The organism is Bacillus sp. NTK034, assembly GCF_017303275.1.
GTDB lineage: Bacteria > Bacillota > Bacilli > Bacillales > Cytobacillaceae > Cytobacillus.
In genome coordinates this window covers 712038-736334 of record NZ_JAFKOJ010000002.1, presented here as the reverse complement: position 1 = coordinate 736334, position 24297 = coordinate 712038, and the positions used below count along the sequence as shown (strand labels likewise).

21 protein-coding genes are annotated in these 24297 nt (G+C 41.1%); 20 read left to right on the top strand and 1 reads right to left on the bottom strand.

Features of this window, described 5'->3' with window-relative positions:
- Nucleotides 1-305: 305 nt before the first annotated feature.
- From pfkA to JI665_RS09935, 3 genes are all read left to right on the top strand, one after another.
- Nucleotides 306-1265, top strand: coding sequence for a 6-phosphofructokinase (gene pfkA / locus JI665_RS09945; RefSeq protein ID WP_206839075.1), 960 nt, complete (start codon nt 306-308; stop codon nt 1263-1265).
- Between the two features lie 342 nt (nt 1266-1607).
- On the top strand, nt 1608-3368 hold the full coding sequence (gene pyk, locus JI665_RS09940) for a pyruvate kinase (protein ID WP_206839074.1): 1761 nt from the start codon (nt 1608-1610) through the stop codon (nt 3366-3368).
- A gap of 124 nt (nt 3369-3492) precedes the next feature.
- Nucleotides 3493-3879, top strand: coding sequence for an FxsA family protein (locus JI665_RS09935; protein WP_206839073.1), 387 nt, complete (start codon nt 3493-3495; stop codon nt 3877-3879).
- A 165-nt stretch (nt 3880-4044) separates the two neighbouring features.
- On the opposite strand, the gene ytvI is transcribed toward JI665_RS09935, so the two are convergent.
- Nucleotides 4045-5163, bottom strand: coding sequence for a sporulation integral membrane protein YtvI (gene ytvI, locus JI665_RS09930; RefSeq protein WP_206839072.1), 1119 nt, complete (start codon nt 5161-5163; stop codon nt 4045-4047).
- A 226-nt stretch (nt 5164-5389) separates the two neighbouring features.
- Here ytvI and JI665_RS09925 point away from each other — a divergent pair, with 226 nt between their 5' ends.
- The 17 genes from JI665_RS09925 (at nt 5390) to nrdR (ending at nt 24247) form a co-directional block, all read left to right on the top strand.
- On the top strand, nt 5390-5851 hold the full coding sequence (locus JI665_RS09925) for a DUF441 domain-containing protein (protein WP_206839070.1): 462 nt from the start codon (nt 5390-5392) through the stop codon (nt 5849-5851).
- A gap of 665 nt (nt 5852-6516) precedes the next feature.
- Nucleotides 6517-7638 carry a citrate synthase gene (citZ, locus tag JI665_RS09920; RefSeq protein ID WP_206839068.1) on the top strand — a complete coding sequence of 374 codons (1122 nt, stop codon included), beginning with the start codon at nt 6517-6519 and terminating at the stop codon, nt 7636-7638.
- Between the two features lie 210 nt (nt 7639-7848).
- The gene (gene icd, locus JI665_RS09915; RefSeq protein ID WP_206839067.1) at nt 7849-9117 is read left to right on the top strand and encodes an NADP-dependent isocitrate dehydrogenase; all 1269 of its coding nucleotides are present in this window, start codon (nt 7849-7851) and stop codon (nt 9115-9117) included.
- 375 nt (nt 9118-9492) lie between these two features.
- On the top strand, nt 9493-10434 hold the full coding sequence (gene mdh, locus JI665_RS09910; RefSeq protein ID WP_206839066.1) for a malate dehydrogenase: 942 nt from the start codon (nt 9493-9495) through the stop codon (nt 10432-10434).
- Nucleotides 10435-10631: 197 nt separating this feature from the next.
- A complete protein-coding gene (locus tag JI665_RS09905) occupies nt 10632-11108 on the top strand; it encodes a MaoC/PaaZ C-terminal domain-containing protein (RefSeq protein ID WP_206839065.1) in 477 nt (158 codons plus the stop codon).
- A 226-nt stretch (nt 11109-11334) separates the two neighbouring features.
- Entirely contained in the window at nt 11335-12051 is a 717-nt protein-coding gene (locus JI665_RS09900; RefSeq protein ID WP_206839064.1) for a response regulator transcription factor, read from the top strand.
- A complete protein-coding gene (gene pnpS / locus JI665_RS09895; RefSeq protein WP_206839063.1) occupies nt 12048-13823 on the top strand; it encodes a two-component system histidine kinase PnpS in 1776 nt (591 codons plus the stop codon). Before JI665_RS09900 ends, pnpS begins: the two co-directional genes overlap by 4 nt.
- 243 nt (nt 13824-14066) lie before the next feature.
- Nucleotides 14067-15032, top strand: a complete 966-nt coding sequence (gene hflK / locus JI665_RS09890) for an FtsH protease activity modulator HflK (RefSeq protein ID WP_206839062.1) — start codon at nt 14067-14069, stop codon at nt 15030-15032.
- Entirely contained in the window at nt 15025-15957 is a 933-nt protein-coding gene (gene hflC / locus JI665_RS09885; RefSeq protein ID WP_206839061.1) for a protease modulator HflC, read from the top strand. The genes hflK and hflC overlap by 8 nt, the downstream gene beginning before the upstream one ends.
- A 123-nt stretch (nt 15958-16080) precedes the next feature.
- Nucleotides 16081-18714 carry a DNA polymerase I gene (polA, locus tag JI665_RS09880; RefSeq protein ID WP_206839059.1) on the top strand — a complete coding sequence of 878 codons (2634 nt, stop codon included), beginning with the start codon at nt 16081-16083 and terminating at the stop codon, nt 18712-18714.
- 63 nt (nt 18715-18777) lie between these two features.
- Nucleotides 18778-19605: a DNA-formamidopyrimidine glycosylase gene (gene mutM, locus JI665_RS09875; protein ID WP_206839058.1), complete on the top strand. Its 828-nt coding sequence runs from the start codon at nt 18778-18780 to the stop codon at nt 19603-19605.
- A gap of 94 nt (nt 19606-19699) precedes the next feature.
- Nucleotides 19700-20335: a sporulation membrane protein YtaF gene (gene ytaF, locus JI665_RS09870; RefSeq protein ID WP_206839057.1), complete on the top strand. Its 636-nt coding sequence runs from the start codon at nt 19700-19702 to the stop codon at nt 20333-20335.
- A gap of 24 nt (nt 20336-20359) precedes the next feature.
- Nucleotides 20360-20959, top strand: coding sequence for a dephospho-CoA kinase (gene coaE, locus JI665_RS09865; RefSeq protein WP_206839056.1), 600 nt, complete (start codon nt 20360-20362; stop codon nt 20957-20959).
- A 244-nt stretch (nt 20960-21203) separates the two neighbouring features.
- Nucleotides 21204-22235 carry a glyceraldehyde-3-phosphate dehydrogenase gene (locus JI665_RS09860; RefSeq protein WP_206839055.1) on the top strand — a complete coding sequence of 344 codons (1032 nt, stop codon included), beginning with the start codon at nt 21204-21206 and terminating at the stop codon, nt 22233-22235.
- Between the two features lie 323 nt (nt 22236-22558).
- Complete coding sequence (gene speD / locus JI665_RS09855; protein WP_009333223.1) at nt 22559-22933, top strand: adenosylmethionine decarboxylase; 375 nt, start codon at nt 22559-22561, stop codon at nt 22931-22933.
- 143 nt (nt 22934-23076) lie between these two features.
- Nucleotides 23077-23481, top strand: a complete 405-nt coding sequence (locus tag JI665_RS09850) for a hypothetical protein (RefSeq protein WP_206839054.1) — start codon at nt 23077-23079, stop codon at nt 23479-23481.
- A 304-nt stretch (nt 23482-23785) separates the two neighbouring features.
- A complete protein-coding gene (gene nrdR / locus JI665_RS09845; protein ID WP_206839317.1) occupies nt 23786-24247 on the top strand; it encodes a transcriptional regulator NrdR in 462 nt (153 codons plus the stop codon).
- Nucleotides 24248-24297: the final 50 nt, after the last annotated feature.

The following is a 24297-nucleotide window of genomic DNA, read 5'->3' as shown; positions in this document are numbered from 1 at the left end:
CGCTTTCAAAGTGAAAAAATACAGGTTTTCAATATAAAACGCTTTCAGTATCCCGACAATTCTGTATTTCCTTGAATTTGCGTGATTAAGTTGAGATGCTCCCTTCTTCATGGTATTTTAGAAATATTCAATAGCGTTTTGTTCAATAATAAGATAAGCAGACTATGCTCTGCTTTACATAAAGAGCCTATATTACATACAAAATTCCTGGGCAGGCGTGTCCATGGTTTATAGGCTGTTAATAAACAGCGCATCAGACAACACGCTTTCTTATTTTTATATAAATTACATTCGGGGTGATTATTGTGAAGAAAATAGGAGTATTAACAAGCGGCGGCGATTCTCCTGGCATGAATGCAGCTGTACGTGCAGTTGTCCGTAAAGCGATCTATCATAATATTGAAATATATGGTGTTTATGGAGGATATTCCGGTTTAATGTCAGGGAATATTAAGAAGCTTGACCTTGGTTCGGTTGGTGACATCATCCATCGCGGCGGCACAGTCCTGCATTCTGCAAGAAGCGAAGAGTTCAAAACAAAAGAAGGCCAGCAAAAAGGCATTGAACAGATGAATAAGCACGGCATTGAAGGTCTTGTAGTAATAGGCGGGGACGGATCATATCGTGGAGCAAAGGCTTTGACAGAGCAGGGATTTCCTTGTGTGGGCGTACCTGGCACCATTGATAACGATATTCCGGGAACGCAGTATACTATTGGCTTTGACACGGCTTTAAATACGGTTATTGATGCAATTGATAAAATCCGTGATACAGCTACTTCCCATGAAAGAACATTTATCATTGAAGTGATGGGAAGAGATGCAGGAGACATCGCTTTATGTGCAGGATTAGCAGGCGGTGCGGAAACAATCCTTATCCCTGAAGCAGGCTATAGTATGGATGAAATAGCAGAGAGACTTAAAAAGGGGCATGAACGCGGCAAAAAACACAGTATCATTGTGGTTGCAGAAGGAGTCTGCAGCGGAGTGGAATTTGCCAAGCAGATCAAAGACACAACAAACTTTGATACAAGGGTGTCCGTTCTTGGCCATATGCAGAGGGGCGGATCCCCAACTGCATTCGACCGGGTGCTGGCAAGCCGCCTTGGAGCGCATGCAGTAGAACTTCTCCTTGAAGGCAAAGGCGGGCGTGCAGTAGGAATTCAAAATAATAAACTTGTTGACCATGATATAATAGAAATATTGGATAGGGAGCATACACTTGACCTGGATCTATACAAACTTTCGAAAGAGCTGTCTATTTAAATTTGTCACATATTAACCAGCACAATGCGCCCAAAAAGGTCCTGTGCTGACAAGATAACTGTCTAGCGCAAGCAGCCTATCCCCTCGAGGTCACAAGCTTGTCTTGTTTCGGCTCCTAGGGACTCGGGGTCATAAGCCGTATCCTTTCAGAAGGAAAAACGCCTTCTTACAGGAACCGTCTTATGCCTGTCGTCCCTGGGCAGTCGCCTCCACACTTCGGGCGATCCTCCCAAAAAGGCAAAGAACGCCTTTCCGAGAGGCTCGTCTTGTGCTTGTCGGGGGTGGGCAAGGCGCTTAAGTTTTCTTGTATTCAAGCTGCATCAAATCAGGAGGTAAATTATTATGCGTAAAACGAAAATCGTTTGTACTATTGGACCTGCCAGTGAAAGTGTTGAAAAGTTAACACAGCTTATTGAAGCAGGGATGAATGTTGCCCGTTTAAATTTCTCCCATGGTGATTTTCAGGAGCATGGACAGAGAATTCAGAATATCCGTGTGGCTTCAGAAAAGACCGGCAAAACAGTAGCGATTCTTTTGGATACCAAAGGACCGGAAATCCGCACAAACAATATGCAGGATGGTGCGATTGAACTGAGAGCCGGGGAAAACATTATTATCTCCATGAACGAGGTTGAAGGAACAGCAGATAAGTTTTCCGTTACATATGCAGGGCTTATTGAAGATGTGCACACAGGAAGCAAAATTCTGCTTGACGACGGTTTAATTGGTCTTGAAGTGACAAAAATCGATAAAGCCAACAGTGAAATTCACACAAAAATCTTAAATAGCGGAACACTTAAAAATAAAAAAGGCGTCAACGTTCCGGGGGTATCCGTGAATCTTCCTGGCATAACGGAGAAAGATGCTCAGGACATCATATTCGGAATCGAACAGGGCGTCGATTTCATCGCTGCTTCTTTTGTCCGCAGAGCGTCTGATGTTTTGGAAATCAGACAGCTGCTTGAAGAGCACAATGCCTCTTATATCAACATCATTCCTAAGATTGAAAATCAGGAAGGTGTGGATAATATTGATGAAATTCTTGAAATTTCCGACGGTCTAATGGTAGCGCGCGGAGACCTTGGTGTTGAAATTCCAGCAGAAGAAGTTCCGCTCGTGCAAAAAAAATTAATTAAAAAGTGCAATGCACAGGGTAAACCTGTTATTACTGCAACACAAATGCTGGATTCCATGCAGCGCAACCCCCGCCCAACACGCGCAGAAGCGAGTGATGTGGCAAATGCCATTTTCGATGGTACTGATGCTATCATGTTATCAGGCGAAACGGCTGCAGGCTCTTATCCTGTCGAGGCTGTGCAGACGATGCACAACATCGCGTCAAGAGCAGAATCTGCATTAGACCATAAAGAAATCCTATCAAACCGAAGCAAAGATAATGAACATAACATTACTGATGCGATTGGACAATCCGTGGCACATACAGCTCTAAACCTTGATGTTAACGCAATTATTACACCAACTGAGAGTGGCCATACAGCAAGAATGATCTCAAAGTACCGTCCAAAAGCTCCTATTGTTGCTGTTACATCAAATGACTATGTTTCACGCCGTTTATCTTTAACATGGGGTGTTTATCCTCAAATTGGCCAAAAAGCGTCTACTACAGACGATATGCTTGATATTGCAGTTGAGGAAAGTGTGAACAGCGGCATTGTTGCATCAGGAGATTTAGTTGTTATTACAGCTGGAGTACCTGTTGGTGAAGCTGGCACCACCAATTTAATGAAAATTCATGTGGTGGGGGATATCCTGGCTAAGGCGCAAGGAATCGGGCGCAAATCAGCCTTTGGAAAAGTCGTTGTGGCTAGAAATGCAGAGGAAGCATTGGCAAAAGTAACAGAAGGGTCTATTCTGGTTACCATCGGTTCTGACCGTGAAATGGTGCCTGCTATTGAAAAATGCAGTGCACTTATTACAGAAGAAGGCGGGCTTACAAGCCATGCGGCTGTTGTAGGCCTTAATATTGGCATACCTGTCATTGTAGGGGTTGAACAAGCAACAACCCTTCTCAAAGATGGACAGGAAGTAACAGTCGATTCGCAGCGCGGCGTCATTTATAACGGCCATGCAAGCGTACTGTAATTAGACTAAAAAAGGAAGGGGTTCTCCTTCCTTTTTTGATTCCTGGGATTAGACAAATTGTTATATTCTCAGTTCCATGTTTGGTATAATAAAAGTAAGTCTTATACAAAATAGAGGTGGCTTGATGCGCTACATTCTCTTGCTGATGATAATCGTCCCTGCTGCTGAAATTGGTGTTTTACTTCTATCAGGGAACACAATTGGGCTATGGCCTACTATTGCGATTATCTTGTTTACAGGCGTTCTCGGTGCTTATCTGGCTAAAAAACAGGGCATTGAAACAATAAGAAAAATACAGGATCAGCTTCGCTGCGGGCAAATGCCTGGGGATGCCATTCTTGATGGGGCCTGCATTCTTATTGGAGGCACCTTGCTTCTTGCACCCGGATTTATTACAGATGCATTAGGTTTTACATTGCTTCTTCCTTCTGCAAGAAAAGTATTTAAAAACATCCTGTATATAGGTCTGAAAAAATGGATGAACAAGGGAACGATCACGATAATCAGGTGAAAACAGCTATATATAAAGCCGCTCCTATAAATGGGAGCGGCTTGTTTATTTTATTATCATCTATATTTTCTGGTATTTTCACGCCTTATGGTTATGTAAAGTGCCAAATAGTTAATCCATTACATAGCCTGATTGAAAGCGATGCCCATATTCAGGTTCTTCAACTTAATCTGCTTCATTGCCTTTTATAAACATCCAGATATCCCTGAATACTCCAGCTTTATGAAGAGTGGTGATGAGTACAAGAGTAACCGGACCGGCGATTAAGCCCAAAAATCCAATCAGTTTAAAACCGACAAATAAAGCAATCAGAGTAGCCAAAGGATCAAGTCCAATGCTTGATGAAAGAATTTTCGGCTCCATTATCTGGCGCTGTGCCAATACGATGATATAAAGAATGCCAAGTCCGATTGCCCTGCTCATTTCTCCGCCGATTGCCTCATAGATGATCCATGGCACAAAAATCAGTCCTGTGCCAAGATAGGGAATGATATCGACAAGGCCAGTCACAAGTGCAATCGTAATTGCATAATCGACACGCAATATCAGCAGTCCGGCAAGTATGATAACAGTCGTAATAGATACTAAGGTTGCCTGTGCCTTGACGAAGCCAAACAAGGCCTTCTGCAGATCGGCAAATACAGTTCTGCCGCTCTTTTTTGCACGGGTGGGCAGTATGCGGCTGAAGAGGCCTGACAGCCTATGCCAATCCTTGCTGATGAAAAAAGTGGCCAGCAGCGAGAAAATCAGGACAGTTGCTGCATTGGGAAACCAGGAAAGGATGTTTGGGATTTTCTCGAAAAATGCCTGGATAAAATCTCCCAGTGTGGAGCCAAATTGCTTCCCGACATTTTCTATGTTCGTCATTATGGTATCCTGCTGGCCGGTGCCAAGATTATTAAATAAACTTGCAAGCTGGTTATAAAGAGGGATGATTTGCCCAGCAAAGAACTGCTCAATAAAGTCAATCAAAGTATCGAGGTGCTGCGGCACTACTTTTGCCAAATAATCCGCACCAGATACGATCTCTGCCACCAGCAAGGTGATTAATCCAGCAAAAATGGCAAAGATAAGAATCAGAGCGATGAGAACTGCAAGAGCCCTGGGTATTTTCCATTTAACTTCCATCATGTTGACAAAGGGATTTATTAGAAAGGCAATTGCCAGTCCAATAATGAAAGGGTAAGTCACTTTGGATAAATATACGAAAGCATAGAGACTTAAGATCACTACTCCAATGACAAAGAAAAATCTTACGGTCCGATAGATATATGCCGGGTTCAAGTAATAGCCTCCTTATTTAATTAAAACAGACTAAGTCATTGCAGCTGCAGCTTTTATGTAATGTTATTAGTCATATCATACATTATTTTTGATGGAGCTAAAAATAATTAGCTATTGTCTAGTAATACTTATTCTATTTATTAAAATCCGGTAAAGAACTCATAAATTATTAAATTGAATTAAATTATGTTACGATAATATAGAAAGCTGGCAGGTGAATTAGCAAATGTTTTCCCAACCGCTCATTTTTTTGTTTCTTTTGCTGGGTATAGGTGTAATAGCAAAAAATCAATCATTGATTATTGCTGTCTTTGTATTGATTGTCCTTAAAGCAGCCGGCCTCGATTCAAAAGCCTTTTCATTCCTGCAGTCTAAAGGGATTAACTGGGGTGTAACCATTATTACAATCGCTGTCCTGGCACCTATAGCAAGCGGTGAAATCGGCTTCCGGGATTTAGGCGGAGCATTCAGGTCCCCTTATGCATGGGTTGCCCTTGTCTCAGGGATTGCAGTTGCGCTGCTGGCTAAAGGCGGCATTGTTATGCTGGCTGAAGACCCTCATATAACAACTGCTCTTGTTCTTGGGACCATTCTTGCTGTTTCCCTTTTTAAAGGTGTTGCCGTCGGTCCTCTGATAGGGGCAGGAATTGCGTATATGGCAATGAAAATCTTTGAACTCTTTAAATGAATGATTAAAGTGCCCATGATAGATTTTTTGAAAAGAAGAAAGAAAACTTTGAACTTTGATGTCTGTCTAGCGCAAGCAGCCTTTCCCCTCGAGGTGTCGGGGATGGGCAAGGCGCTTCCGCTTTTCTTATTGCCCTTGGGCAATAATGTAAATAAACTTTTTTTGAAAAATAATATTTTTTAACATTTTAAGTGCTTTTCATTCACAAAAGTCAGATAATTGTTTATAATAGGACTTGTAAGCGTAACCTATTTCACGGTACCTATTATATTCAGTTAAGCTCTATTAAAATGTTATTAATATATTTTATTTTTTTCTATTCAGACAAAATGTAAGCATTTTCTTTTTTTTAAAGAGTACCGAGCAACCGCTCGATGGAATGCATGCCAAAAGAAAGTTTATTTCTTCCGTATATCGGGGAGTGCCCTTTCATTAAATGGAAGTTTCACCTTTCATGGTTTTGGTCTGTAGATCGGCTAATACAGCCGGCTTTGCAATGGCTGTCCTGCAGCCCTATAAAGTGTTCATAATAAAGATAAAACAGAATGTGGACATGACAAGGAAGCTTTTCTGAAAAATGAAAAATCAGGTCCGGCTTACTTATGTTTAATGTACAGACAAAAATGGGTATGGGGAAATTTTATTATGTAAAGGAGAGATTCGGTATGACAGTAACACGCGGTCTTGAAGGGGTAGTAGCTACTACTTCGTCTATCAGCTCCATCATAGACGATACATTAACCTATGCAGGCTACAATATTGATGATTTAGCTGAAAATGCAAGCTTTGAAGAGGTTATTTATCTTTTATGGCACAGAAAGCTTCCTACTCAATCCCAGCTGGATGAGTTAAAGAGTCAGCTTGCAGCAAACTACTCTCTTCCAGAGGAAGTTCTGAACCATTTTAAAACATATCCAATTGACAAAGTGCATCCAATGGCTGCCCTTCGTTCTGCAGTGTCTTTATTAGGTCTTTATGATGAAGAAGCAGACCAGATGGATGAAGAAGCAAATTATAAAAAAGCAATCCGCCTTCAAGCTAAAATGCCCGCTATCGTAACGGCTTTTGCTAGAGTAAGAAAAGGCCTTGAGCCAATTGCTCCTAGAACAGATCTTGGATTTGCAGCCAACTTCCTATACATGCTTACAGGCAAAGAGCCTGAACCAATCGCGATTGAAGCATTTAATAAAGCACTGGTTCTTCATGCTGACCATGAACTAAATGCTTCCACTTTTACTGCACGTGTATGTGTAGCCACATTGTCAGATATTTATTCCGGAGTTACAGCTGCAATTGGCGCTTTAAAAGGGCCGCTGCATGGCGGTGCCAATGAAGCGGTAATGAAAATGCTTACTGAAATCAGCACTCTTGAAAACGTGGAGCCTTATATCCGTGAAAAGCTTGAAAAGAAAGAGAAAATCATGGGCTTTGGGCATCGTGTATACCGTCAGGGCGACCCTCGTGCCAAGCATTTAAGAGAAATGTCCAAAAAGCTTACAGAACTTACCGGGGAACCACACTGGTACGAAATGTCCACGCAAATTGAAGCGATTGTTACCGGGGAGAAAAAACTTCCGCCAAATGTCGACTTCTATTCTGCATCTGTATACCACAGCCTGGGAATCGACCACGACCTGTTCACGCCGATTTTCGCTGTAAGCCGCGTATCCGGATGGCTGGCTCATATTCTTGAACAATATGAGAATAATCGTCTGATCCGCCCACGTGCTGACTATACTGGCCCTGGAATGCAAAAATATGTGCCAGTAGAGCAAAGAGGCCTTTAAAAAGCAGAAAAAGCAGATTAATAGAACTAAAATTATTACTCAGCATTTTACTTTTTATCAAAAAATTGCTGTAATAGAGAGAGCAGGGAAAAGGTTAGGGGCAAATGCCTTCTAACCTTTGATTCTGATATACTGATGCAGCATCGTGCCGCAGACTATATAAATAAAAAGGCTGATGCTCGCACACTTTTCAAAATGGAGGGTATAACAATGCAAGGTGAAAAAATCACAGTAACTAATGGTGTATTAAACGTACCAAATAATCCAATCGTCCCTTTTATCGAAGGAGACGGAACAGGCCCTGATATTTGGGCAGCAGCTTCCCGTGTATTGGATGCTTCTGTTGAAAAAGCATATAAAGGTGAGCGCAAGCTTGTCTGGAAAGAAGTATTAGCAGGAGAAAAAGCTTTTAACCAGACTGGTGAGTGGCTTCCTTCTGAAACACTTGATGTGATCAATGAATATCTTATTGCAATCAAAGGACCGTTAACAACACCAATCGGCGGCGGCATCCGCTCCCTGAACGTTGCGCTTCGCCAGGAACTTGACCTATTCGTGTGTCTTCGTCCGGTCCGCTGGTTTGAAGGAGTTCCTTCTCCAGTTAAGCGCCCTCAGGATACTGACATGGTTATTTTCCGTGAAAATACTGAAGATATTTATGCCGGCATTGAGTATGCAAAAGGCTCTGATGAGGTTAAAAAACTAATCTCATTCCTTAAGGATGAAATGGGTGTTAATAAGATCCGCTTCCCGGAAACTTCAGGCATCGGCATTAAGCCTGTATCAGAAGAAGGAACTAGCCGCCTTGTACGCGCTGCCATCGAGTATGCAATCAAAGAAGGCCGTAAATCTCTTACACTTGTACATAAAGGCAATATCATGAAATTTACTGAGGGTGCCTTTAAAAACTGGGGTTATGAGCTTGCTGAAAGAGAGTACGGAGAAAAAGTATTCACTTGGGCTCAATATGACCGCATTAAAGATGAACAGGGTGTTGATGCTGCGAACAAAGCACAGGCAGATGCAGAAGCAGCTGGCAAAATTATCGTTAAAGATGCGATTGCTGATATCTTCCTTCAGCAGATCCTTACACGTCCAAATGAGTTTGATGTTGTTGCGACAATGAACTTGAACGGCGATTATATTTCTGACGCACTTGCTGCACAGGTTGGCGGCATTGGTATTGCTCCAGGAGCAAACATTAACTATGAAACTGGACATGCGATCTTTGAAGCAACTCATGGTACAGCTCCAAAGTATGCTGGTCTTGATAAGGTTAACCCTTCTTCTGTTATTCTTTCAGGTGTATTAATGCTTGAACACCTTGGATGGAACGAAGCTGCAAACATGATCGTTAAATCTATGGAAAAATCTATCGCTTCAAAAGTCGTAACATATGATTTTGCCCGTCTAATGGATGGAGCAACTGAAGTGAAATGCTCGGAATTTGCAGACGAATTAATTAAAAATATGGAATAAGAAAAGCGGAAGCGCCTTGATCAGCCCCGACAGGCATAAGACGAATCATGCAGGAAATCCTGATTTCTGGAGTGATTTGGCTTATGACCCGAGGGGCTAGGCGCTGGAGCTAGACAGTTATCGAAGTTCAGATTTTTATACTTTTTTATTTATGAAAAACGAAAGCGCCTTTAATAAAAGGCGCTTTTGCCTAATATACTATTTCTGCAGTGTTATTTAGATTGCTTCTTGGGGAAATTTCTGAAGCTGGACAGCCGGCGATTTATGTAAATGATGAATGTGTAAAGTTAATAGGATGGCTGTTTTATTAAAACAGCCTCTTACATAAGGAATGCAAATTCCTGATACTTTCATTTCCTAAAGGAGGAACTGCTCATGTCATTGAAACGCAAAAAGATTTCTGTAATCGGTGGAGGTTTTACTGGAGCAACAACCGCATTTTTGCTTGCCCAAAAGGAACTTGGAGACGTTGTACTGGTCGATATTCCGCAAATGGAAAATCCGACAAAGGGAAAAGCTCTTGATATGCTTGAAGCAAGTCCAGTTCAAGGTTTCGATGCGAACATCACGGGTACTTCAAGCTATGAAGATACAAAGGACTCTGACATTGTCGTTATTACAGCAGGCATTGCACGGAAGCCGGGAATGAGCCGGGACGACCTTGTACAAACAAACCAGAAGATTATGAAAAGTGTAGCTCAGGAGATTGCAGCACATTCCCCAAATAGCTATATTGTGGTTCTGACTAATCCAGTCGATGCGATGACCTATACAGTTTTCAAAGAATCAGGATTCCCGAAAAACCGTGTAATTGGACAATCGGGCGTTCTTGATACAGCCCGTTTCCGCACATTTGTTGCTCAGGAACTAAATTTGTCTGTTAAAGACATTACAGGATTCGTACTTGGCGGACACGGTGATGACATGGTTCCGATGGTCCGCTATTCATATGCAGGCGGCATTCCTTTGGAAACATTAATTTCAAAAGATCGACTTGATGCCATTGTTGAGCGCACACGTAAAGGCGGCGGAGAAATCGTCAACTTATTAGGCAACGGAAGTGCATACTATGCTCCAGCAGCTTCCCTTGTGGAAATGTGTGAAGCTATCCTTAAAGATCAGCGACGTGTTCTGCCTTCGATTGCTTACCTTGAAGGAGAATATGGCTACGAAGGAATCTATCTGGGTGTGCCTGCAATCCTTGGAGCAAACGGAATTGAAAAAGTAATAGAACTAGAACTGACAAGCGAGGAAAAAGCTGCCCTCGATAAATCGGCAGATTCAGTTCGCAAGGTAATGGAAGTTCTGGCGTACTGAGGCTAAAAAATAATATTTGAGAAAATAGACAGTAAAAAAATTCGGGGACAATCTCCGAATTTTTTTACTGGAAGCCCTTTTGGGAAATAGTATAAAATGATATCATATAAAAAATAGACTGAATAATTTAAAATATTTAACAGTCTATTTTTTACAGCAACTATGTAAACGGTTACAATACTTGGAGGTGCTTAGATATGCTGCTTGGAAAGAAAAGAAAACTGGGAAGAACCATTGATGAAATATCTGTTGGCGAAAAATTGACGCTTACTGAAAAAATAGAAGATAAGGACCTGTTGCTATACCTGGGCTTAACGAACGATGCAAACCCTTTATATATCCAGCATGATTATGCCTCACAAACACCTTATAAAAAACCGATTGTACCAAGTGTTATGCTGAACGGCATCATTAACTCTGCCATATCAAAATATTTGCCGGGGCCAGGAAGCCATGTTTTAAAGCAGGAGATCGAGTATGTGAAGCCTGTCTATCATTATGGCACCGTTCAATTTTTATTCGAGGTAACAGAAGTGAACACCTCAAGTCACACCGTACAAATTAAGGTACAGGGAACAAACGAAGAGGAGCAGACGGTTATTAACGGACAGCTCCTAATATGCCCGCCATACAAGCCTCAGCCAATGGATGGGAATGCTCTGGATAATTTCTGATAGTAAAAAGATGTGCAGAAGACGCACATCTTTTTTTATGAAATCCAGTACCATCCAACAATTGATCCGAAAAAAAATCATGAAATATATTATAATAAAGGTATATGGCAAATAGGGGTTTGATAGGCAGGAGGGATACCTGCTTTTAAAAAGATCGCTGACACTCCAATGGTGCTGTTTCAGCTGAGGTTTTAAACAGGGGTAATTCATTCACTCGGAGGATCGTATGGATAAGAAAATTCTAGTTGTAGATGACGAACAATCTATCGTAACTTTACTTCAGTATAACCTGGAGCAGGCGGGCTATGAAGTGATCACAGCCATGGATGGCCAGGAGGGAAAAGATCTGGCCATTTCTGAAAAGCCGGATCTAATTGTACTTGATCTTATGCTTCCAAAGCTTGATGGAATTGAAGTATGCAAACAGCTTAGACAGCAGAAAATTGCCACACCTATTTTGATGCTGACTGCCAAGGATGATGAATTCGATAAGGTTCTTGGCCTTGAATTGGGTGCGGATGATTACATGACAAAACCTTTCAGCCCCCGGGAAGTGGTTGCCAGAGTTAAAGCCATCTTAAGGAGGACTCAATTTGTGCCTGAGGCTGCAGAGGAGAAAACAGAAGATGGCGATTCTTTTCGGATTGGCGGGCTGAAGATATTTCCGCAGCATTATGAAGCTTATTTTGAAGATGAACTTCTTGAATTAACTCCGAAGGAATTTGAATTGCTATTATATCTTGCCAAGAATAAGAGCCGTGTTCTTACAAGGGATCAGCTTCTTAGCGCAGTCTGGAATTATGATTTTGCGGGAGACACAAGAATCGTTGATGTACATATTAGTCATTTAAGAGAGAAGATTGAAACAAACACTAAAAAACCTGTATATATAAAAACCATTCGCGGATTGGGCTATAAATTGGAGGAGCCTAAAGGCGAATGAACACGTTTCGCACCCGCCTGTTATTTGCATTGCTCACTTTAATTCTGGTTGTTTTAATTGCGCTAGGCCTTCTTTTAGGACAGCTTTTTAAAAGCTATTATTTAAATACATTTGATGCACGTCTGCAAAAAGAGTCTGAACTGGTATCAAGCTATGTTGAGGGCAACGGAGGCATTGGCTCCCTTAGTATTGATAAAGTCAATGAGTTCGGAGAGATTCTTGATTTGCGTGTAACTGCTACTGATAGCCAGGGCAGAATATTAATGGACAGCAGCGTCAAAAGTGAGACAACAAAAATCAGGCATCAGGAAATTATATTAGAAGTTTTAAAAAAGGATTCTGCAAATGAATCAGGATTGGAAGTGGGCGGAGGGTTTAACCTGCACTATTATTGGCAGCCTGTCATGATAGAAGGCGAGAAGGAAGGTTATATCTTCTTAAGTACAAAGATGGCTGAATTCCAAAAGGCTTATCAGCAGATTTGGTGGATTTTGACTATAAGCCTGGGACTTTCTTTATTTGTGATTATTCTGCTTGGATCAAGAATTACAGCACGATATACAAAGCCTATCGAGTCAGCCACAAAGGTTGCGATTGAACTTACAAAGGGAAACTACCGGGCAAGAACATATGAAGATCAGGAAGACGAAACTGGTATGCTGAGTAAGTCTATCAATGTATTGGCAAGGAATCTTCAAGAAATGGTGAAGTCCCAGGAAATGCAGCAGGACCGGCTTGGAGCTCTTATTGAAAATATGGGAAGCGGCCTGATTCTTATTGACAGCAGAGGCTATATTAATTTAATGAACCGGCCATATAAAGAGGTTTTTAATGTAAATCCTTCCGAATACCTATACAAGCTCTATTATGAAGTGATTGAACACAAAGGTATTACGGAAATGGTCGAAGAAATTTTCATGACTGAACAGAAAGTAAAAAAGCAGCTTATTATTCCTGTCAATATCGAACGACGTTACTTTGAAGTATATGGAGTCCCGATAATTGGCACAAATGATGAATGGAAAGGGATTTTGCTTGTTTTTCATGATATTACAGAACTGAAGAAGCTGGAGCAGATGAGGAAGGATTTTGTAGCAAACGTTTCCCATGAATTGAAAACACCTATAACTTCTATTAAGGGTTTTTCGGAAACTCTTTTGGATGGTGCGATGGAAAACAAACAGGCTCTGAATGATTTCCTCAGTATCATTTTGAAGGAAAGTGACCGGCTCCAATCTCTTATTCAGGATTTGCTGGATCTATCGAAAATCGAAAAGCAAGGATTCAGTCTTTCCATTCAGCAGCTGGATCTGACTGATGTGCTCGAAGATGTGATGGCCATAATGAAAGGGAAAGCAGCAGAAAAGGAAATTGTATTTGAATATCAGAGAGATGAAAAACCGGTATATATTGAAGGTGATGTTCACCGGCTTAAGCAGGTGTTTATAAATATCATATCAAATGCCATTTCTTATACGCCGAATCAGGGGGTCATCTATATTTCGGCTGCAAAGACCGGCAGCACAGTATTGACTGAAATAAGGGATACAGGAATTGGGATTGAAGCCAGTGAAATTCCGCGTATTTTTGAACGTTTTTATCGGGTGGATAAAGCCAGAAGCAGAAATTCCGGAGGAACAGGATTGGGCCTTGCCATCGTAAAGCATCTGGTTGAAGCGCATAAAGGATCCATCTCAGTAAAAAGTGAGGTCGGCAAAGGCACCTCCTTTTTAATTGAACTTCCTAAACTGATTAATGAAAAAAATGGTTGAAGTGGCAGGATTAACTTTACATTAATTTTACAGCAGATTTATGTCAACTTTACATTCCGCTGATAAAATCATAATTGTTAAACCCCTTCATCCAAGGAGCCATAGAAAAAGGTGAAAGCTGACCCCGCTTTCGCCTTTTTCATTTTTGATCATCTTTCTTTAACTTTTGTCATATTTATGAAACCTTTACGTAAATAAATCGTATGAAAAGTTATAGAAAGCGCTAGGGAAGGGGAGAGAGAAATGGTCAGCTTAAAGCGAATTTATACAATCGCAGGGCTAATTCTGGCAATTGTTATATTAAGTATAGTTGCCTTTACAACATGGTACACCGTCGATGAATCGGATCAGGCAGTTATTTTAACATTTGGGAAAGTTGAGGAAGGCATTACGGAGCCGGGACTTCATTTCAAATTGCCATGGCCTGTTCAGAGCGTGGAGAAGCTTTCAAAAGAAACTTTTTCTCTGCAGTTTGGATATGAAGAAAAAGATGGAGAAATAAAGGATTTTCCTGATGAGACAAAGATGATAACCGGGGATGAAAATATCGTTTTGGCAGATCTGGTTGTACAGTGGAAAATTACGGATCCTGAAAAATATCTTTATAATGCTGAAGATCCAGAAGAAATTCTATACGATGCTACTTCCTCATCCTTAAGAAGTATTATAGGAGGTTCTAAGATAGATGACGCGCTTACCTCAGGGAAAGCAGAGATCGAAGCGGATGTCAGAGAGCTCCTTACCTCTTTAATTGGCAAGTATGATATTGGCATCTCCGTTCTTGCAGTCAAACTGCAGGATGTGGAATTGCCGAATGACGATGTAAGAAAAGCCTTTACGGATGTAACGGATGCAAGGGAAACAGCCAATACCAAAATAAATGAAGCAGAAAAATATAAGAACCAGAGAATGAATGAAGCAGAAGGTGAGAAGAAGGCTCTTGCCTCTAAAGCGGAAGGTGAAAAGGCAGCACGTCTGGAAAGGGCACGTGGAGATGTGGCAGTATTTAATAAATTGTACGGAGAATACAAGAATAATCCTGATATCACTAGAGAGCGGCTTGTCATTGAAACGCTGGAGCAAGTCCTTCCAGGTGCTGAAATTTACATTATGAATGACGATGGAAATACAATGAAATATTTCCCGATCAGGCCTCTTGAGAAAGAACAGCCCAAACAGAAAGAGGAAGGTGGTGCGGATAATGAGTGATCAAAATGTCGTAAATATCAATGAACGGGGCGGGAATTTCCAGTGGAGAAGTTATACCAAACTTGGAATCATCCTTGTGCTTATCATTGCCGCACTAGTAATTCTATTCAGCAACCTTTTTATTGTAAAGGAAGGGGAGTACAAGGTCATCCGTCAATTTGGGGAGGTGGTCAGGATTGAGAGCAAGCCTGGATTAACATACAAAATACCATTTATCCAAAGTGTTTCCACGCTCCCAAAATACCAAATGACTTATGATGTGTCAGAAGCTGAAATCAATACAAAGGACAAAAAGGTCATGATAATCGATAATTATGCTGTATGGAAAATTGATGACCCGAAAAAAATGATCTCAAACGCCAGAACATTGGAGGGAGCGGAGGCCAGAATGGAAGAGTTCATCTACTCCGTGACCCGCTCCGAATTGGGCCGGCTGAATTATGATGAAATAATTAATGATGAAAAGTCATCAAGGGGATCATTGAATGATCAAATTACTTCTAAAGTGAATGAATTGCTATCAAACGATAACTATGGAATCACAGTAACAGATGTAAGAATTAAACGAACAGATTTACCGGCAGAAAACGAACAGTCCGTATATACCAGGATGATTTCCGAGCGCCAGTCAACAGCCCAGGAATACCTGTCCAAGGGTGATGCCCAAAAGAATATTATCATTGCTGAAACGGACAGAAATGTCAGGGAAATGCTTGCCAAGGCCCAGGCGGATGCTGAAACGATCCGGGCGGAAGGAGAAGCGGGAGCTGCGAAGGTCTACAACGAAGCCTTTTCAAAGGATCCTGAATTTTATTCCTTATACCGCACGCTTGAATCCTATAAAAAGACCATTAATGGCGAGACTGTAATTGTTCTCCCTTCTGACTCACCATATGCCCGGCTGCTGATGGGATATACGGATTAATAATTTATAACCCAAAAGCCGTTATTTTTCTTTCTCTATCTGCTCATGATAGAATAAAGGAAAATATCGGCTTTTTTATTGTGGGCAAGCCGCTTGCGCTTTTCTGATAGGAGGAGATATTAGTTGGATAAAAAAAAGCTTGTTCTGATAGATGGCAACAGCATCGCTTATCGGGCATTTTTTGCTCTGCCGCTTTTAAACAACGATAAAGGAATACATACAAATGCTGTCTACGGATTTACCATGATGCTGCAAAGGATACTGGAGGATGAAAAACCAACCCATCTCCTTGTGGCGTTCGATGCCGGAAAAACAACCTTCCGCCATAAAACCTTCAGCGAGTATAAAGGAGGAAGGCAGAAAACACCGCCTGAGCTATCAGAGCAGTTCCCTTATATCAGAGAACTTCTCGATGCTTACGGAATCTCCAGATATGAACTGGAAAACTTTGAAGCGGATGATATTATTGGAACTCTGTCCCTCCATGCCGAAAAAGATGGCTATGAAGTTAAAGTTATATCAGGGGATAAGGATTTGACACAGTTAAGTTCCGATTCTGTAACAGTCAGCATTACCCGCAAAGGCATTACTGATATAGAAGAATACACACCAGCACATATAGAAGAAAAATACGGAATCACTGCTGACAGGATTATTGATATGAAAGGCCTAATGGGAGATAGTTCAGATAATATCCCAGGTGTTCCAGGAGTGGGCGAAAAAACAGCTCTTAAATTGCTGAAAGAGTTTGGTACCCTTGAAAAACTCTTGGATTCTGTTGATAAGGTAGGCGGAAAAAAACTGAAAGAAAAGCTGGAAGAATTCAGGGATCAGGCTTTAATGAGCAAGGAACTTGCCACTATCACCAGAGAAGCCCCTGTTGAAATTAAAATTGAAGACATTGAATATGAAGGTTTTGAAAAAGAAAAAGTCATAAGCATCTTTAAAGAATTAGGCTTTAACTCTTTACTGGAAAAACTTGGCGGAGACACAGATGCAATCGAAGAGAATCTGGAAGAAATTGAATTTACCATTGCAGATGAAATTAAGGAAGAAATGTTTACTGATGAAAATGCATTCTATGTTGAGCTTCTGGAAGATAATTATCATTATGCAGACATCATTGGTTTTTCCGTTGCAAATGATAAGGGGAATTTCTTCTTCTCCAAAGATACGGCTTTAGAGTCTGATGTTTTTAAAAGATGGGCTGAAGATGAAACCAAAAAGAAGACAGTCTATGATGCAAAAAGATCGGAAGTCTCACTCCGTCATCATGGTATTCATCTAAAAGGTGCCGATTTTGACCTTTATATTGCTTCTTATCTTATTAACCCGTCTCAGACCATTGAAGATATGGCCTCTATAGCAAAAAATCATGGCTATAATGCGATTCAATCTGATGAAGCTTTTTACGGAAAAGGAGCAAAAAGGCGGATTCCGGAAAATAAGGAGCTTGCCGGGCATTTGGCAAGGAAAGCAGCGGCCTTGATGACACTGAAGGAAAAACTGGATAGTGAATTGAAGGAGAACCAGCAATCCGAGTTGTTTTATGACCTGGAAATGCCGCTGTCACTGATTTTAGCTGATATGGAATCAACCGGTATTAAAGTGGATCTTGAACGCCTGAAAACAATGGGACAAGACCTGCTCTCCAAACTGGATGAAATCGAAAAGCGCATACATGAGCTTGCCGGGGAAGCCTTTAATATTAATTCTCCAAAACAGCTCGGTGTGATCCTTTTTGAAAAATTAGGGCTGCCTGCCATAAAAAAAACCAAAACAGGCTATTCCACTTCTGCTGATGTTCTTGAAAAGCTTGAGAACAGCCATGAAATTATCCGGGACATCCTCCATTACCGACAGCTTGGCAAACTTCAATCCACTTATATTGAAGGCCTGCTTAAGGTGGTTAACTATGAAACCGGCAAAGTCCACACCAGGTTTAATCAGGCTCTTACACAGACAGGTAGATTAAGCTCAACAGACCCGAACCTGCAAAATATTCCGATCCGGCTGGAGGAAGGGCGAAAAATCAGGCAGGCATTTGTCCCGTCAGAACCTGGCTGGGCCATCTTTGCAGCAGACTACTCGCAGATTGAACTGAGAGTGCTGGCTCATATTGCGAATGATGAAAAGCTCATTGAAGCATTTAATGAAGATATGGATATTCACACCAAAACGGCAATGGAAGTATTCCACGTTAATGCTGATGAAGTAACGTCCAATATGCGGCGCCATGCAAAGGCTGTTAACTTCGGAATTGTCTACGGAATCAGTGATTATGGCCTTTCCCAAAGCCTTGGCATCACAAGAAAAGAAGCCGGTAAATTTATTAACCGCTATCTGGAAAGCTATCCTGGCGTTAAGCAGTACATGGACGATATTATCCATGATGCAAAACAAAAAGGATATGTCTCGACCCTTCTTCACAGAAGAAGGTATCTGCCTGAAATCACAAGCCGAAACTTCAACCTGCGAAGCTTTGCAGAAAGAACCGCCATGAACACACCAATCCAGGGAAGCGCAGCAGATATAATTAAAAAAGCCATGATTGATATGGCTGACCGCTTAAGAAAAGAAGAACTCAAAGCACGCCTACTGCTGCAGGTTCACGATGAACTGATCTTTGAAGTACCAGAGGATGAAATAGAGGCGCTCAAAAAAATCGTACCGGACGTTATGGAAAATGCAGTAGAATTGAAAGTTCCGCTTAAAGTGGATTATTCTTTTGGGCCAACGTGGTTTGATGCGAAATAAAAGCAGATTGTATTTTTGAATACAAAAAAAGTTTTCTAAACTGTATTAAAAAGGAGGGGGACCATGCCGGAACTTCCTGAAGTTGAAACGGTCAGAAGAACATTGCAGGAATTGGTGATCGGCAAAACCATTGCACATGTTTCGGTTTTCTGGCCCAAAATGGTTAAGCATCCGGAAGAGCTTGCACAATTCAAGGATGCTTTAGCAGGCCAAATTTTTCAGGACATTGGCAGAAGAGGAAAGTTTCTAATTCTCTATACCAATGATTATGCCCTTGTGTCCCATCTGAGAATGGAAGGCAGGTACGGCCTTTTTTCAAAAGAAGAACCTGTTGAAAAACACACTCATGTGATTTTTCATTTTACAGATGGTACAGAGCTCAGATATAAGGATGTCCGTAAATTTGGAACGATGCACCTATATGCAAAGGGCGAAGAATTTAAGACTCTTCCGCTGGCACACCTTGGACCGGAACCATTTGCAGAAGAGTTTACGGCAGACGACCTTGCTGCGAGACTTTCCCGTACCACCCGTAATATCAAAACTGCACTTCTCGATCAGAAAACGATCGTAGGGCTAGGAAATATTTATGTCGATGAAGCATTATTTCGTTCAGGAATACATCCAGAAAGAGCGGCAAATAGCTTAACAAGAAGCGAATTGGAGACACTTCACAAAGAGATTGCGGATACTCTGAGTGAAGCAGTTGATAAGGGAGGGAGCACCATTCGCTCCTATGTTAATTCCCAGGGGCAAATTGGCATGTTTCAGCTCGAACTTTTTGTTTATGGGCGAAAAGGGGAAGATTGCAAAGTCTGCGGAAGCACGCTTGAGCGGATCGTGACAGGAGGCAGGGGGACAGTTTACTGTCCAGTTTGCCAGAAAAAATAACAATGAAGAATAGAGCTGAAATGCGTTTCGAATAACATTGGATGGGCTTCTTCCATATACTATCGTAGCGATTGTCAGGAAGGAGCTCTATTCTATGGCGCATACATTCTCACTTTTGATACTTGCTTTTGCTGTCAGTCTTGACAGTTTTAGTGTCGGTTTAACCTATGGCTTAAGGAAAATGAGAATACCATTTAAATCGATCAGTATAATCGCTTGCTGTTCAGCTATAACATTAATGGCTGCCATGACAATTGGCCATTTTATAGAAGCCTTTTTATCTCCGGCTTTAGCTGAAAGTTTAGGGGGTGTCATTCTTATTTTTCTTGGTGCCTGGGTTCTTTATCAATTTTTCAGGCCGGAAAAGGTTAAGGATGTCCTGCCGCATGAAAAAACGATTGTAAACCTGGAAATCAAATCTCTTGGGCTTGTCATTAATATCCTGAAAAAGCCGATGTCTGCTGATTTTGATAAATCGGGAACCATCACAGGGATTGAAGCACTTATGCTCGGGCTCGCTTTATCGCTTGATGCTTTCGGAGCTGGAATCGGTGCAGCCATGCTTGGGTACTCGCCTTTCTACCTTGCAATGACAGTCGCCGTTATGAGTTCTCTGTTTGTGTTTATGGGAATGCAGGTAGGATCCCTCTTCTCCAAAAGCGGCTGGGTCCATAAGTTCTCATTCATTCCTGGAATTATTCTAATCGTAATCGGGATCTTAAAAATCTAGCATTTTATATGAAAGGAACACACTATGTCACTGACTGTAGGGTTGACAGGCGGGATTGCAAGCGGGAAAAGCACCGTTTCATCTCTCCTCACCGAAAAAGGATACACTGTAATCGACGCGGATATAGAAGCCAGACTAGCTGTTGAAAAAGGAGAAGAAGCTTATCAGGAAATTGTCCGTCATTTTGGGGAAAGGGTTCTCCTCAGTGATGGTTCAATTGATCGTGCAGAACTGGGCTCCATTATTTTTCATGATGAAAAAGAGCGGAAAGCCTTAAATAGCATTGTACATCCTGCCGTCCGCAAAAGAATGACAGCCAAAAAGGAACAAGCTATCAGGAATAATGAACAACTGATTATTCTTGATATACCTCTTTTATTTGAAAGTAAATTACAATACATGTGCGACAAAACATTATTAGTATATGCAGATGAAGATATACAGCTGCAGAGACTGATGCAAAGAAATCAGCTTTCCGAGAAAGAAGCAATGGCAAGAATCCATTCCCAAATGCCTTTAAGAGAAAAGAAGGCATTGGCCGATGCTGTAATCGATAATAATGGCAGAATTGAAGAAACAGAGAAACAATTGTGGGATATTTTAAGAAAATGGAATGCTATCTAAGGGCCTGTCACAGGCTCTTTTTTGTTGCATTTAATGCCCAATTAGTATGACAAAAATAAACATAATGTTTCGGAAAATAGGCCATTTCCCTATAAAATCTGGTGATAGGAAAGAGTTTATATTTCTGAATTGTTAAACATTAAAAAATCCGCATTTTATTCATCACAAATGAACACCAATATGTTATACTAATAGCAACTTGAAGCAATAAAAAGTATAACACTAATGTGGAAGGGGCCGTAACATGAAGGCGAGAATAGCGATTAATGGTTTTGGAAGAATTGGACGTATGGTTTTTAGAAAAGCCATCCTTGATGAAAATCTTGAAGTGGCTGCCATAAATGCAAGCTATCCTGCTGAAACTTTGGCACACTTAATTAAATATGATACAAATCATGGACCATTCGAAGGAAGTGTTGTTCCAGAAGACAATGCTATTGTTGTAAACGGTAAAAGGGTTCAGCTTGTCAGCAGCCGGAATCCTCAAGAACTTCCCTGGAAAGAAATGAACATCGATATTGTCATTGAAGCTACAGGAAAATTCAATTCCCGTGATAAAGCGGCACTTCACCTTGAAGCTGGAGCAAAAAAGGTAATACTTACTGCTCCTGGAAAAAATGAAGATGTGACTATTGTTATGGGTGTAAATGAAAGCGCATTAAAAATTGAAGAACATGATATTATTTCAAATGCATCATGTACAACAAACTGCCTTGCACCTGTTGCAAAAGTCCTTGATGAACAATTTGGAATTGAAAACGGACTTATGACAACAGTTCATGCATATACAAACGACCAAAAGAATATTGATAACCCGCATAAGGATTTACGCCGGGCACGTGCCTGCGGACAGTCCATAATCCCGACTTCCACTGGTGCCGCCAAAGCTTTGTCGCTGGTATTGCCTCACTTAAAGGGCAAATTGCATGGAATGGCACTCCGTGTCCCAACGCCAAACGTTTCTTTAGTTGACCTTGTTGTAGACTTAAAACAAGACGTCACAATTGAAGAAGTGAATGCGGCTTTTGCAACTGCTTCACAGGGATCGCTGCACGGTATCCTTGATATTACTGACGAACCACTGGTTTCAATTGATTTCAACACAAATGAACATTCTGCCATCATTGATGGATTATCTACTATGGTAATCGGCTCCAGCAAAGTGAAAGTACTTGCCTGGTATGATAATGAGTGGGGCTATTCTTGCCGCGTTGTAGACTTAACAAAATTTGTTGCACAGGAACTTTTTCAGGCATCTGCCGTAAAAATTGGATAATGGCCAGTTTCTCTTAATATAAAACTACCCATACTTTTAAAGCCTGCCATTCCCCGGCAGGCTCCTTTTATTGGACAAAATTATATCCTGAGAAGGAAAAGTCTTCAGAAATTTTGCCAAAAAAAATGTAAAACAATGTGTTGCAAAAAGAAATTAAACAAAGTATACTAATCCTCGTGAACTTCTCCGAGGTTTTGGTATGGTAGCTACTTAAAGGGTTAGGACCTCTCTGGACTAACTTTCCCCCGTGGTAGTTATGGACCAGTTAAAATCTGGAATTTCATTAATTAATAGCTTAAAAGTTTAAAGGGGGAAATTTGAATATGGAAACTATGGGTCGTCACGTTATCTCAGAACTTTGGGGATGCGATTTTGAAAAGTTAAATGATATGGATTTTATTGAGCAGACATTTGTAAATGCTGCATTAAAGTCTGGTGCTGAAATTCGCGAGGTTGCATTTCATAAGTTTGCGCCACAGGGTGTAAGCGGAGTGGTTATCATCTCTGAATCTCATTTAACTATTCACAGCTTCCCGGAGCATGGCTATGCCAGCATTGATGTGTATACGTGTGGAGATCTTGACCCTAACATCGCTGCAGACTTTATTGCAGAATCGTTAGGAGCTCAAACGCGTGAGAATATCGAAATTCCTCGCGGTATGGGTCCAGTTCAAGTTAAACAAGCTCAAGTGCTTTAATAACAGAATGATCTTAAGCAATCCAGAGGTGTATTGAATACACCTCTTTTTATTTTGCTTAAATTTGCTTAAATACATTACCTTTAGTATCTCCCGTAAAAATAGTACAATAAGGATACATGAAAAATAACGGAGGAAAGAGGATGTCTATTTTCAGGCAGCTTGCCAGCCGCTATAAAAAGCAGTGTGAAACAAATGAAAACCACTCTGATCCAGAGCTCACTACAAGATATTATAGAACCAATACAGCTCAAATGCTGCAGACGATTGAAGAATTATTCAAAGCAGACCAAAATGTAAACATTCTCAGCATTTCCAAAGAACACGGAGAGATTGCAGCAGAAATTAAGAAAGATAAATCTTGTTTTGCCATTGTCACAGTCGTAACTGTCAGGCCTTTCGAAACGGCTGTAGATATCAATATCTCAACTGAGCAGTCCTCTCCGGCAGGTGTACACCCAATACTTAAAAGAGAAGTTCTTTCCATTTATGAAAAGGTGAATAAACGGCATGATTTTCTCGGTTCTGCAAGAAACGCAGATAAATAGTTGTACTTGTACTGACAACTCCTTTTTTATAAGATAAGAGTAACAAATAAAATACGGTAATTGGTCTAAAGCCAGCAAAATTACTTATTTATCGCTGTCTAACGGGCGGTAACCCCCCACTTCAAGCCTCAAGGGAATCGAAGGAGGGTAAGCGGGGGAGAACTGCCCGTAAAGGCCCGATAGAAAGAACGCCACGTCCTGTGGCAACGTCTTTGTGAACCACTTCCTGTTGGCCTCAACTAACAATCAGCGGGGGACCCCCTGATTGAAGTTTCACTTTATAAAAGAATTCGGAGCTGATTGTATGAGATGCCCTTCATGCCAAAACAATAATACCCGTGTTCTCGATTCCCGTCCTGTTGATGACAGCAGGTCCATTCGGCGCAGAAGGGAATGCGAGAAATGCGGATACCGGTTTACGACTTTTGAAAAAGTGGAAGAAATTCCTTTAATCGTTGTGAAAAAAGAAGGCACCAGAGAGGAATTCAGCCGGGAAAAAATACTGAGAGGCCTTATTAAAGCATGTGAAAAGAGGCCGGTTGCCCTAAAGGATCTGGAGGAAATTACTTTTGATGTGGAAAAAGAGCTCCGCAGCAACGGTGTCTCCGAAATAAAAAGCGATGAAATTGGCGAAATGGTTATGGACAGGCTCGCAAATGTGGATGATGTGGCATATGTTCGTTTCGCATCTGTATACAGGCAATTTAAAGATATTAATGTTTTTATTGATGAACTCAAAGAATTAATCAAAAAAGAACAATCTTAAATCAGGTCAGTTGCTGCTGTCCCTGATTTCTAATGAAATAGTCTAATGGG